Origin of the sequence: Corynebacterium sp. S5S1 (genome assembly GCF_001913985.1) — a bacterium.
Taxonomy (GTDB): domain Bacteria; phylum Actinomycetota; class Actinomycetes; order Mycobacteriales; family Mycobacteriaceae; genus Corynebacterium; species Corynebacterium marquesiae.
On sequence record NZ_MKXT01000012.1, the window covers coordinates 1 to 11,455 of the forward strand.

The 11,455-nt window shown below is 58.9% G+C and carries 12 protein-coding genes; 5 read left to right on the forward strand and 7 right to left on the reverse strand.

Annotated elements, in window-relative coordinates:
* Positions 1-142: 142 nt before the first annotated feature.
* The 5 genes from BKN05_RS05955 to BKN05_RS05980 all read right to left on the reverse strand — a co-directional run bounded on the left by BKN05_RS05955 (position 143) and on the right by BKN05_RS05980 (position 6,174).
* The gene (locus BKN05_RS05955; protein ID WP_049378603.1) at positions 143-1,633 is read right to left on the reverse strand and encodes an alpha-amylase family protein; all 1,491 of its coding nucleotides are present in this window, start codon (positions 1,631-1,633) and stop codon (positions 143-145) included.
* A gap of 181 nt (positions 1,634-1,814) precedes the next feature.
* The gene (locus BKN05_RS05965; protein WP_049378605.1) at positions 1,815-2,636 is read right to left on the reverse strand and encodes a carbohydrate ABC transporter permease; all 822 of its coding nucleotides are present in this window, start codon (positions 2,634-2,636) and stop codon (positions 1,815-1,817) included.
* The gene (locus BKN05_RS05970; protein WP_396334666.1) at positions 2,636-3,640 is read right to left on the reverse strand and encodes a carbohydrate ABC transporter permease; all 1,005 of its coding nucleotides are present in this window, start codon (positions 3,638-3,640) and stop codon (positions 2,636-2,638) included. The genes BKN05_RS05965 and BKN05_RS05970 overlap by 1 nt, the downstream gene beginning before the upstream one ends.
* A gap of 122 nt (positions 3,641-3,762) precedes the next feature.
* Positions 3,763-5,013: an ABC transporter substrate-binding protein gene (locus BKN05_RS05975; protein WP_286688205.1), complete on the reverse strand. Its 1,251-nt coding sequence runs from the start codon at positions 5,011-5,013 to the stop codon at positions 3,763-3,765.
* A 168-nt stretch (positions 5,014-5,181) separates the two neighbouring features.
* Positions 5,182-6,174 carry an ABC transporter ATP-binding protein gene (locus BKN05_RS05980; RefSeq protein ID WP_049378608.1) on the reverse strand — a complete coding sequence of 331 codons (993 nt, stop codon included), beginning with the start codon at positions 6,172-6,174 and terminating at the stop codon, positions 5,182-5,184.
* Positions 6,175-6,218: 44 nt separating this feature from the next.
* Between BKN05_RS05980 and BKN05_RS05985 the strand changes: the two genes are divergently transcribed.
* Both BKN05_RS05985 and BKN05_RS05990 read left to right on the forward strand, forming a co-directional pair.
* Positions 6,219-7,073 carry a biotin--[acetyl-CoA-carboxylase] ligase gene (locus tag BKN05_RS05985; protein ID WP_286688206.1) on the forward strand — a complete coding sequence of 285 codons (855 nt, stop codon included), beginning with the start codon at positions 6,219-6,221 and terminating at the stop codon, positions 7,071-7,073.
* Positions 7,074-7,110: 37 nt separating this feature from the next.
* The gene (locus tag BKN05_RS05990; RefSeq protein WP_049378610.1) at positions 7,111-7,551 is read left to right on the forward strand and encodes a hypothetical protein; all 441 of its coding nucleotides are present in this window, start codon (positions 7,111-7,113) and stop codon (positions 7,549-7,551) included.
* Here BKN05_RS05990 and budA read toward each other — a convergent pair.
* Positions 7,529-8,260 (reverse strand): acetolactate decarboxylase, encoded by a 732-nt coding sequence (gene budA / locus BKN05_RS05995; RefSeq protein ID WP_049378612.1) that lies wholly within the window; start codon positions 8,258-8,260, stop codon positions 7,529-7,531. The two genes, BKN05_RS05990 and budA, sit on opposite strands and share 23 nt — an antisense overlap.
* Positions 8,261-8,339: 79 nt before the next feature.
* Here budA and BKN05_RS06000 point away from each other — a divergent pair, with 79 nt between their 5' ends.
* From BKN05_RS06000 to BKN05_RS06010, 3 genes are all read left to right on the forward strand, one after another.
* A complete protein-coding gene (locus BKN05_RS06000; RefSeq protein WP_049378613.1) occupies positions 8,340-9,455 on the forward strand; it encodes a 5-(carboxyamino)imidazole ribonucleotide synthase in 1,116 nt (371 codons plus the stop codon).
* A 24-nt stretch (positions 9,456-9,479) separates the two neighbouring features.
* Positions 9,480-9,980 carry a 5-(carboxyamino)imidazole ribonucleotide mutase gene (gene purE, locus BKN05_RS06005; RefSeq protein WP_049378615.1) on the forward strand — a complete coding sequence of 167 codons (501 nt, stop codon included), beginning with the start codon at positions 9,480-9,482 and terminating at the stop codon, positions 9,978-9,980.
* A 414-nt stretch (positions 9,981-10,394) separates the two neighbouring features.
* The gene (locus BKN05_RS06010) at positions 10,395-11,102 is read left to right on the forward strand and encodes an endonuclease domain-containing protein (RefSeq protein ID WP_286688207.1); all 708 of its coding nucleotides are present in this window, start codon (positions 10,395-10,397) and stop codon (positions 11,100-11,102) included.
* Here BKN05_RS06010 and BKN05_RS06015 read toward each other — a convergent pair.
* Complete coding sequence (locus tag BKN05_RS06015; RefSeq protein WP_286688208.1) at positions 11,099-11,350, reverse strand: type II toxin-antitoxin system Phd/YefM family antitoxin; 252 nt, start codon at positions 11,348-11,350, stop codon at positions 11,099-11,101. The two genes, BKN05_RS06010 and BKN05_RS06015, sit on opposite strands and share 4 nt — an antisense overlap.
* Between the last annotated feature and the right edge of the window lie 105 nt (positions 11,351-11,455).

The following is an 11,455-nucleotide window of genomic DNA, read 5'->3' on the forward strand; positions in this document are numbered from 1 at the left end:
CGCACCCCAGCCGAAGTCATGACCAACGCCCTCACACAAACCGGTAGCATCAAACCAAACTAACCATCATCGTTGCAACGACCCCTAGAATCCGCCGCGTAGTGCGCCGGTAGGAGAGGGGGCTGCGGCTGCGCGCTAAGGCTTAGGCTGGCAGCCAGGCGTAGCCATAAGGGCCAAGCTCCACCGGTCCGAGGTCGATGGAGCGATCGCCGAAGTTATGCAGGCACAGCAGATCACCGCGCTGGTAGCCAAGGACGGCCGCTTCGCCGGTCTCGATCGGCTCACACGGTGCGGTAGCGAGATCAGGGTGGGCATGGCGCTGGGCGATCATAGAGCGGACGGTATTGAGCAACGAGGTGGCGTCATCAAGCTGGGCGGCCACGGAGGTACCTCCCACAATCGGAAGGCCGGAAGGTGCGTTGGTGCTGAAACCAGAGTGCTCGGAATCGTCCCACTGCATCGGGGTGCGCACCGCATAGCGGTCCGGGAGCGTGGTGTCATCGAGCATGCCAATCTCATCGCCGTAGTAGATAAACGGTGCGCCCGGCAGGGTCATCAGCAACGAGAACATGAGCTCCACCTTGCGGCGATCGCCATTCATCAGCGGCATCAGCCGGCGGGCAATGCCCACATGGGCGCGCATTTCATCATCGGGGAGGAAAGCTTCATACATCAGCTCGCGCACGTCATCGTCCACCATCTCCAGGGTGAGCTCATCGTGATTGCGCAGGAAGGTACCCCATTGGCAGTCAGCCGGAAGTTGGGGCAGTTCATCGAGGATGGAGTAGACCGGGGTTGCGTCGCCAAGCGCCAATGCTTGGTACAACCGCGGCATAACCGGGAAGTTGAAGACCATGTGGAAGCGCTCGCCCTTGCCGTAGAACTGCATGGTCTCGGCCGGAGGCTGGTTGGCCTCGGCGATGAGCACCGCGTCCGGGTAGTGGGTGTCCATGAAGGAACGAATCTTTTCGACAAACTCAATTGTTTCCGGCAGGGACTCGCCGCCTACACCATCGCGTTCAAAGAGATAAGCAATGGCATCGAGGCGCAAGCCGTCCAAGCCCTTGTCCATCCAGAAGGACAAAATTTTGAATACTTCCTCCTGCACGGCCGGGTTATCGTAGTTCAAATCCGGCTGGTGGGAGTAGAAGCGGTGGAAGTAGTACTGGCCGCGCTTTTCGTCCCAGGTCCAATTTGAGGTTTCCACGTCGGTGAAAATGACACGGATTTCGGGGTAGCGCTCTGGGTCATCGCCCCAGACATAGAAATCGCCATAAGGGCCAGTGGGATCCGTGCGAGAGGCCTGGAACCATGGGTGATCGGAGCTGGTGTGGTTGAGCGCCAAGTCCGTCATAATGCGCATGCCGCGGCGGTGCAGCTGCGCAATGAGCTCTTCAAAGTCTTCCATCGTGCCGTAATCCGGATGGATGGAGTAGTAGTCCGCGATATCGTAGCCATCATCGCGCAAGGGGCTGGCATAAAACGGCGAGAGCCACAGGCAGTCCACGCCGAGCCACTGGAGGTAGTCCAGCTTATCGATGACCCCGCGCAGCGTGCCTACCTCTTTATCGCCATCGGCCTTAAACGAGCCGACGAGCGCCTGGTAGAAGACGGCATTGTGGTACCAGCTCATGAAAGGTCCTTTCTTTTAGCCCGCCAGGTTAGGTAGGTAAGAAGGCACAGTACTCCGGCCACGAGACCGGGCCAGATGGCGGGGGAATCTTGAAAGAGGTTGATGATGGCCTGGATAAGCGCGAGGACGCTAAAGAAACCAAGGAAGCCCAGCGCGGTATCCCACAGCATGGCCCGGCGCATTAGGCCTTGACACCACCAGCAGTCAGGCCGGCGACGATGCGGTGCTGGAAGATGAGCACCATGATGACCAGTGGGATGGTCACCAATGCGCCGGCGGCCATGGTGGCGGCATAGGGGTACTCGAAAGCGGACGGGCCGGAAAATCGTGCGATGGCTACGGTCACCGGCTCGGTATCAGTGGTGGAAAGCTGCTTGGCCAGCATGAACTCATTCCACGTGGTGATAAAGGCGATGATCGCGGTGGTAAATAGTGCTGGCGCCGCCAACGGCAATAGCACCAAGCGGAAAGCCTGGGAGCGCGAGGCACCATCCACCCGGGCTGCTTCTTCCAGTTCCCAGGGCAGCTGGCGGAAGAAGCTCAGCAGTGTATAAACCGTAAGCGGTAGCGCGAAGGAAATATTGGGGATGATCATCGCGCGGTAGGTACCAATCCACTCCAGGCTGCCAAAGAGCTGGAAGAGCGGGGTGACCAAGGCAATGGCCGGGAACATGGAGGCGGCCAGGATAATGCCGGTGACGATTCCCTTACCAGGAAAGTCATAACGGGAGAGCGCATAGGCGGTAAAGACGCCGATGAGCACGGCCACAGCGGTGGTCACAAGGGAGATAAGCAGCGAGTTTCCCAGCGCCGCCAAGAAGTCATTTCCCTTATCGGTAGCCAAGGCATCGCGGAAATTATCCAGCGTGACGTGGGTGGGCCACGGGGTGGTATCGAAGGTGAATCGCTGATCTCGCAGCGCCGTCACCAGCATCCAGTAAAAGGGCGCCAGTCCCCAGAACATGATGAAAATGATGCCGGCGTAGTGTCCGAATTTACGCATTATTTAGCTGCCTTCCTGCCGGAGACATCCGCGCCAAGAAAGCGGATGAGGATAAAGGCGACGACGAAGATGAGGAGGAAAATAAGGGTGGAAAGCGCGGAGGCGGAGTTGAAGTTGCCTTGGCGCATGTCCTCTACCACCAGCTGGGAAATGGTCGCGGTGGGGGAGTTGGAGGAGCTAGAAATCATGATGACCGGGAGGTCATACATGCGCAGAGCGTCTAGCGTACGGAAGAGCACCGCCACCATGAGTGCTGGGCGCACCAGCGGGAGGGTGATGCGGAAGAAAGCCTGGATACGGTTGGCGCCGTCCACGCGAGCGGCATCGTAGACGTCTTTCGGAATCATCTGCAGGCCGGCCAGGATGAGCAGCGCCATGAATGGTGCTGTCTTCCATACGTCCGCGATGATGACAGCTAGGCGAGCATAGAAGGGATCCGTGGTCCAAGCAATGTTCGCACCAAGCAGTGAGTTGATGATGCCCTCTGGGGCGAACATGAACTGCCATAGCTTGGCCGTGACGGCCGTAGGAATGGCCCAGGGAATAAGTACCGCAGCGCGCACCAGGCCGCGGCCGCGGTACTCACCATTCATAATGAGCGCCATCAGCATGCCCAGGATGGTCTCCAGCAGCACGGTAACGATGGTGAAAAAGAGCGTAATCTTTACCGCCGGCCAAAAGTCTGTGGCGATAACCCCCGGCGGGCAGGTAGAAATCTGGCCAGTGCCGGAAACGCACCGGTTATTAATCCAGTACAGGTAATTTTCCAGCCCGGCAAAGCCGCCCTCCTCAAAAAGCCCCGTTTGCGGGTTGAGCTGCCTATTGCCTTGGAAGGACAGGACAATGGCGCGGATGATGGGGTAGCCGATGATGACGGCGAGCACGATGAGCGCCGGAGCAATCAGCCCGGCCACGCGCCCATAATTCTTGCGCTGGGGCTTCGGCGCGCTTGCCGACGCCCCCTTTGGCGCCCCCTTGGACGCAGTCGGCGAAGCTATAGCCACGCTGGACCGCCTTTCTGTTCAAGAAATGCTGAGTATTGGCTAGATTCTATCCCCATTAGGGGAGTGAAAACCACAAAGGGTGAGGCGGCGGGGTGTCCGCCTACCTCACCCAGATTGGGCGTTTAACCCTGGGAAGCCGATTCGATGGCCGCCTTCATATCGGCGGTGGCATCATCGACAGACTTGCCATCCGTCAATGCGGCGTAGGCATTGTCTTGGATGGCCTTAGAAATCGCCGAGTAGAACGGGGAAACCGGGCGCGGTGCCGCGTTCTCCAGAGATTCCTTGAGTGCCGGCAGGTACGGGAATTCCTGCTGCAGCTGCGGGTCATCGTAGATGGAAGCCAAGACCGGCGGGAAGGACTGCTCCGCAAAAGACTTCTGGTTGTCCTCGTTGATGATGAACTTCATGAAGTCGAGCGCAGTGCCCTTATTCTTGGAGTTGATATTGATGCCGTTGTTATAGCCACCCAGCGTGGAAACGCCTACGCCGTCCTTACCCAGTGGGGCCTGGACCTCGACGTCGACGCCGGCGTCAACCGCATTGGAGTACATGTATGGCCAGTTCATGGCGAAGGCGGTCTTGCCTTCGGTGAAGGCCATATTGGTTTCCTCCTCGGTGGCGGCGGTGGAGTCCTTGGAAATGGTCTCCTCCTTGTAGGCATCCACCATGGCCTGCAGGCCGTCCTTGGCCTCCTGGGAATCTACGGTCACGTTGCCGTCCTTATCTAGGACGGAGCCGCCCCAGCCTTCCATAAAGTCAGCGGTGTTGAGCGCTAGGCCCTCGTACTGCTTGAACTGGGTGGTCAGGCAGTCCTTGCCCTTGTCCAGTGCCTCACACGCGGACTTAAGATCCGCAAACTTCTCTGGTGCCTTATCTGCGAGCTCGGTATTGCGGAAAAGCAGCTGTCCGTTGGTGTTTTGCGGCAGGGCGTAGAGTACATCGTTATAGGTGGCAGACTCCACGGTGGCCGGCAAAAGATCATCCGTATTGGTTTCAAAGTCGCCATTGAGCGGCTGGAGCCACTGGTTGGCGGCGAACTCTGCGGTCCACACCACGTCCAGCGCCATGACATCGTAGTCATCGCTGCCCGCCTGCAGGGACTGCACCAGGGTTTCGCGCTGGGCGTCGGCCTCACCGGCCAGCTCCTTGAGGGTGACCTTCTCGTCTGGGTGCTGCTCGTTCCACTTCTCGATGATGGGGGTCACCTTGTCCGTGTCATTTTTGCCCATGGCAAAAGTGATGGGGCCGCGCGCATCCGCGCCGCCCTCGGAGGAACCGCCCGCAGCGGAATCGGAGGAGGAAGAAGAACAGCCGGCCAGTGCCAAAACTGCGGTTGTCGCAACGGTGGTGCGAAGCAGGAATTTCTTCATGGAATTCACCTTTCGGAAAACTTTCGGTTCTTTAAACCTAAAATATGGAAACCAAAAGGTGGATAATTTTGGCCTATTTAACTCTAAATGGGGGTAGAAAAGGGGCTGTGGGTGGTGGGGACGCGTACCTGCGTCCCAGCTTTCTCCGCGGCTTAGCCTCCGCTAAAACTAGTCCTGCGCGATGCGGCGGCCCGTTTCCGGATCGAAGCGGTGCGCCTCGCGCGGGTTGAAGGTCAGCACGACCTCCTCGCCGCGCTGTGGTGGGGTACCTTCGGCACGGGCGACCAGGCGTTTGTCACCCACAGTGACGTAGACAAAAGACTCAGCACCGAGTTCTTCCACGATGTCTACGACACCCTGGAAGCCCACTGGGCTCTTATTGATGAACATCTTTTCCGGGCGCACGCCCACGCGGGAGCCGTTGTAATCAAAGATATTCATTGCCGGCGAGCCGATGAAACCGGCGACGAATTCGTTCGCGGGGGCGTCGTAAAGCTCGCGCGGCGGGGCTACCTGCTGCAGCTCGCCGTCCTTGAGCACTGCTACGCGGTCGCCCATGGTCATAGCCTCCACCTGGTCGTGGGTGACATACACGGTCGTCGTGCCCAAGCGCTGCTGGAGGCTGGCCAACTCCGCGCGGGTCTGCACGCGCAACTTGGCATCCAGGTTGGACAGCGGCTCGTCCATAAGGAAGGCCTTCGGCTCGCGCACAATAGCGCGGCCCATGGCCACTCGCTGACGCTGGCCGCCCGAAAGATCTTTCGGCTTGCGCTTGAGGTACTCGGTCAAGCCGAGCGTTTCCGCCGCCTGGTGTACCTTGGCCTTGATCTCGGACTTGGGGAGCTTCGCGAGCTTCAATGCAAAGCCCATGTTTTCCTCCACCGTCAGGTGCGGATAGAGGGCGTAGTTCTGGAAGACCATGGCAATATCGCGATCGCCTGGTTCCAGGTTGGTCACATCCTTGCCATCGATGGTGATGCGGCCGCTGGATGTAGGTTCCAGACCCGCCAAGGCGCGCAGCGTGGTGGACTTGCCGCAACCCGAAGGGCCAACGAGTACCAGAAATTCGCCGTCCGCGATATCGAGGTCCAAGTCCTTTACCGTGGGCGCGCTCGCACCGGGGTAGGTGATGTTGACCTTTTCAAAAGTGACCTTTGCCATGCGCAACACACTAGCACCATTGGTGGCCGGTATCCTTGAAGCTTATGACTGCACTTGATTTGGAACGCATTCGCACCGCGCTGGCGGACGATTTCACCACCATCGATTTCGTGGAAAAGACCGGCTCCACCAATACCGATTTGATGCAGGCCACCAACGTTGCAGATGGCACCGTGTTACTTGCCGACGAACAACTTTCCGGCAAGGGCCGCCTCGGCCGCACTTGGACCGCGCCAGCCGGCTCCCAGGTAATCTTCTCCGTGCTCTTGCTGCCGGAATCCCTCGAGCACTTGGGCACCTTGCCGCTGGCCGCGGGACTTGCGGTGACCGATTCGATCGAGGGCACCGTGCTCAAATGGCCAAATGACGTGCACATCGACGGCAATAAACTGTGCGGCATCCTCGCCGAGGCCGGTCCCGTGGGCCAAGCTTTCAAGGCCGCGCCGAAGACCGAGCTCACCAAGGTGGAGGTAAGCAAAGCCGAAGTCAACAAGGCCGAAGTCAATAAGGCGGAGGTCAATAAAGCCGTGGGCGGTGCCGCACCTTCTGCGCGCGTCGTCGTAGGCATGGGCATCAATGTCACCCTGACTCGTGAGGACCTACCTATTGAAAAGGCCACCTCGCTCGCGCTCGAAGGCCACGATACCGACCGCACCGAGCTGGCCATTACCGTGCTGAAGAACCTGCGCCGCCGCATCGTGCAGTGGGAGAACCAAGATCCGCAGCTCCTGCGCGACTACCGTGCGGTCTGCTCCTCGCTTGGCCAAGAGGTGCGCTTGGAGACCCCGTCTGGCGATGTCACCGGGCACGTCGATGGCATCGGCGAGGACGGCCGCATCATGGTCGCCGGCGAATACTACTCCGCAGGCGATGTCACGCACCTGCGCCCACAGCAGTAAACCACCACAGTAGACACGCGAGGTAGCATCCATAGCTATGGGACTAATGAAGATGGGCCAAGGCGAGGTCAAGCGCGCGGATGTCTCCGCGCCGTTTCGCGCGCTGATTTTCCCCTTCCTCGAGCTCATCCTCATCACCGGCCTGCTGTGGATTGCCATCGGCTGGTGCGATGTCCAAGCGGTAGATCCGATGCTGCGCAATGGCCTCGTCGCGGTATGGGCGCTGCTGGGAATCTGGCGCTTTCTCATTCCTCTTTATAAGGCTCGCCGCAAGCGCTTCATTGTTACTAATAGGCGCGTCATCGCACGCGAGGGCCGCAATATCGATTCGATTCCGCTGCAGGATATCCGCGGCGCCCGCAAGCGCCGGGGCGGGGTGTCCCTAGCAATTCACGGCTGGGACCGGGCCATGTATTTTCCCAATGTGGCCAAGCCCAAGCGCGTGGCAGAGATTATTAATGATCGCCCTTGGTTTTAACCTCGGTGGTGTGCAGCTGGCTATCCAGATCCTCGGGGGAGAGGTTGGCCCGGCTGAATTCCTGTGTCAACGGCAGGCGCAGCTCTAGGTCGGAGGCGGGGCAGAGCTCAACCGTTGCCTTATCCACTACGTAGTCCAGCACGTGGCCACCGGTGGTGCGGGCGGCGTCGATAAAGTGCACGTGGCAGCCCGGTACCGAGATTCCCTTTTCATACACGGGGGTGCGGAAGCCGCCGATGATGCCCTCGACGTCCTTAAAATGCAGCTCCTTGTCGCCGCCAACGGCCTCGGACATTGGCGGGTAGGGCTTTTCTTGCTTGACCACCGTGCGGGTGGTCACCTCCTTAAAGGTGCCCACGATGCGCACCGCGTACATGTAATTAGCGGAGGGCTCGAGCTTATCGATGAACGCGGAGAGCTGATCTCGGCGTAGGCCCGCGGGGGCGTCGGCAGTAATGCGCGGGACAAAGTTCGTGGCCACCGCGTAGGGAGTGCGCTGATCCAAATCTGCAATCTGCGCGGAGCCATCGCCACGCAGTTGGTAGCAGGTGCCATCCAAAATGATCATCTCCCCGTCCAAGCCATCAAAGGTGCCTAGGCCGAAGTTGCCCTTGCCTAGCAGTTCCGAAATGGTCATTTCGCCGTCATAAATGCCGTCCAGCAAAGCGGTCAGGAGTGAGTTTTGGAAGATGGTATGACGGGTGAACATAGTATCCAGGCTAGTATTGGGGGACGTGAGTGACTTAAAGCCTATTGTAACTGTTTGTGGCGACGGCCAGCTGGCCCGCATGATGCAGCCGGCCGCCGCAGAACTCGATATTCACCTGCGGATTCTGGCTAGCAAGCCGGATTCCTCCGCCGCGCAGGTCACCCCAGATGTGGTGCTGGGGGATTACACCTCCTTGGAGGAGCTGCGCGGCGTGGCAGAGGGCGCGGATGCCATCACCTTCGAGCATGAGCATGTGCCCAACGAGCACTCCGCCGCGCTTATCGACGCCGGATTTAACGTCCAGCCCCAGCCCACCGCTCTTATCTACGCGCAGGATAAGCTCAAGATGCGCGAAAAGCTCGCCGCGCTGGGCGCTCCCGTGCCGCGCTTTGCCGCCATTGACTCGGTGGCCGATGCCCGCGCCTTTTTCGACACCGTCGATGGCCGCGTATGCCTCAAGGCACGCCGCGGTGGATACGACGGCAAGGGCGTATGGTTCCCCACCGCCGATAATTGCTTTGAGCTGGTCTCCGAGCTACTCGAGGCCGGAACCCCGCTGATGGCCGAGGAAAAGGTGGAACTTACCCGCGAGCTTTCCATCCTCGTTGCCCGTCGCCCTTCCGGCGAGGCTAAGGTGTGGCCGATTACCCAGTCCCGCCAGGAAAACGGCATTTGTGCCGAGGCTATAGCTCCCGCCCCCGGCCTCGCACCGGAACTTGCCCAGCGCGCTTCCGAGTTGGGTCTCACCATCGCCGAGTCCCTCGGCGTGACCGGCGTGCTGGCCGTCGAACTCTTTGCCTTCGACGGCCCTGAGGGCGAGGATATCTCCGTCAACGAACTGGCCATGCGCCCGCATAACACCGGCCACTGGACCCAGGATGGCTGTGTCACCTCGCAGTTTGAGCAGCACTTGCGCGCCGTGCTCGACCTCCCCTTGGGCGCAGTCGACACGCTTGCCCCCGTCACCGTCATGGCCAATGTCTTGGGCGCTGACGAAGATCCTGCTATGCCTATGCCGGAGCGCGTCAGGGAAGTCATGGAGCGCTATCCGCAGGCCAAGATTCACCTCTATGGCAAGGATCACCGCCCTGGCCGCAAGATTGGCCACGTCAACGTCACTGGTGAAGATACCGACGAGACCCTGACCATTGCCCGCCAGGCCGCATACTTCCTCGTGCACGCCGAATGGGCTTAAATTCCTGTCTGTAGAAAGGACATTATGCAACCGCATGTAGGCATCATCATGGGCTCCGATTCCGATTGGCCCACCGTTGAACCCGCCGCTCAGGTCCTCGCGGACTTCGGCATCCCCTTCGAGGTCGGCGTGGTCAGCGCCCACCGCACCCCGGACAAGATGCTGGCCTATGCAAAGGAAGCCCATACCCGCGGGTTGAAGGCGATTATCGCCTGCGCCGGCGGTGCCGCGCACCTGCCTGGCATGGTCGCCGCGGCCACGCCGCTGCCGGTCATCGGCATCCCCCGCGCACTGAAGGAGCTCGATGGCCTCGACTCCCTCCTATCCATCGTGCAGATGCCTAGTGGCGTGCCGGTTGCCACCGTCTCCATCGGCGGTGCAAAAAACGCCGGCCTGCTTGCTGCGCGCATCCTCGGCGCTGGCGATCCCGTCATCCAAGATAAGATGGTGGATTACCAAAAGCGCATGGCCGAAGAGGTCGAGCAGAAGGATAAGAACCTGCGCGACAAGCTGCTGGGAGAGTAGCTTTCCGGTCTAAAGCCGAACAAAACAAGCGCGTTTTAGCCATAGCCATGTAGTTTTTCGGCAAAACGTGCTTGTTCTGTCTCCTAAGCTCTAGCGAAGTTCTCGTCGCCCCTTACCAACATGCAAAACAAGCACAATTAGGCAAAATTCGAGGAGGAAAAGGGTAAAACGTGCTTGCTTTGCATCGCTGTAGCCTGCGGCGTGAGGAAGCGTGCTTTAAGCTTTCGGGCAGGGAGATAATGCTCAAAGGGGGGAAGCATGGAAGAAGTACTGGTTTCAGGCCTAAGCAGGGGAGAACTGCAAACTCATGTAGCGAATGGAAAGATAATCCGAATCGGCCGCGGGATCTATACGTGGCGGGAACCGACTCCCATGGAGGTAGCTCGCATCCTACACAAGCGGTGGCCTGGAATCATGCTCGCAGGAAGCTCTGCGGTGCAGCTGTACTCCAAGAAGGAGATGACCTTTCCTCTGAAATTTGCCTACAGGCATGTCGTGAGTGGTTCGCAGTGGTTTGAAGTCGAGAGAACTCGGCAGAAAACGAGATTTACGTTTGAAGGTATGCCTGTGCAAAATCCCCTGCTAGCGGCGGCTGCGGTGGATGACGATCAAGCAGTAACAATGCTTGAAACGCGATATCAAAACAGGCGCGGTAAGCAAGCCTTAGAAAAAGACCTCGGATGTATCGCGCGGGTACCTGCTCGGGTTCGGGAAGTAGTGAACAAATCTGCGGTAGGTGCCGATAGCGAAGCAGAAAGGAAAGTAGTCCGCGCGCTTCAGCGTCGTGGGAAGAAGGTTCAGGTGAACCACCAGATAGGTCCCTATCTATGGGACATCGTTGTAGGGAAAGTCGCCGTTGAAATCGATGGCTATGACTTCCATAAGGCGGAGGATTTGGGGACCTTCGTTAAAGACCGCTGGAAGGGAAATGATGCGGCGCTAAGAGGGTATACCGTTCTTCGCTATTCAGGAAGCTGCGTTAAGCATCACTTAGTGGATGTGGTTCAGCAGATTACTGAGGCTCATGAGGGGCGAACGAATTTCGGTTCTCATGCTCACGAATCCGTGTGGCGTTGGCATTGGCTTTTAGTCGGGTATGAAGCCGAGCCAATTTACGGCTAGCGCCCTTCGATTTCTTTCGTGACCTGCTCAAAAGAGAAGCGTTCGCCGGTATCGGCGGCGCGGGCTTGGCGGAGAGATTCAGCATCTGCAGCGGCTTCGAGGCGGTCAAGGAAAGCTAGTTCCTGAGGCGAAATGATAACTGCGGCTTCCTTACCGTTGCGGGTGACAACGGTGCGGGTGCCTGCGTAGTGGGCTTGGTCAATGACCTGGCCTAGGCGGGTGCGGAGTTCGGAAAGTGGCAAAGACAATGTAAAGCTCCTAAACATCAAAGTACTACTAGTACTAAGTTAGCAAAGAGTACAATTTTTTAAGAGGTTATGGGATACAACATCACGTTTACGCGGCAGGCCAAC

Excerpts from the sequence above, each read along its gene's own strand:
- BKN05_RS05955 (WP_049378603.1), bottom strand. The coding sequence starts at position 1,633 with ATGAGCTGGTACCACAATGCCGTCTTCTACCAGGCGCTCGTCGGCTCG.
- BKN05_RS05965 (WP_049378605.1), bottom strand. The coding sequence starts at position 2,636 with ATGCGTAAATTCGGACACTACGCCGGCATCATTTTCATCATGTTCTGG.
- BKN05_RS05975 (WP_286688205.1), bottom strand. The coding sequence starts at position 5,013 with ATGAAGAAATTCCTGCTTCGCACCACCGTTGCGACAACCGCAGTTTTG.
- BKN05_RS05980 (WP_049378608.1), bottom strand. The coding sequence starts at position 6,174 with ATGGCAAAGGTCACTTTTGAAAAGGTCAACATCACCTACCCCGGTGCG.
- BKN05_RS05985 (WP_286688206.1), top strand. The coding sequence starts at position 6,219 with ATGACTGCACTTGATTTGGAACGCATTCGCACCGCGCTGGCGGACGAT.
- BKN05_RS05990 (WP_049378610.1), top strand. The coding sequence starts at position 7,111 with ATGGGACTAATGAAGATGGGCCAAGGCGAGGTCAAGCGCGCGGATGTC.
- budA (WP_049378612.1), bottom strand. The coding sequence starts at position 8,260 with ATGTTCACCCGTCATACCATCTTCCAAAACTCACTCCTGACCGCTTTG.
- BKN05_RS06000 (WP_049378613.1), top strand. The coding sequence starts at position 8,340 with ATGATGCAGCCGGCCGCCGCAGAACTCGATATTCACCTGCGGATTCTG.
- purE (WP_049378615.1), top strand. The coding sequence starts at position 9,480 with ATGCAACCGCATGTAGGCATCATCATGGGCTCCGATTCCGATTGGCCC.
- BKN05_RS06010 (WP_286688207.1), top strand. The coding sequence starts at position 10,395 with ATGCTCGCAGGAAGCTCTGCGGTGCAGCTGTACTCCAAGAAGGAGATG.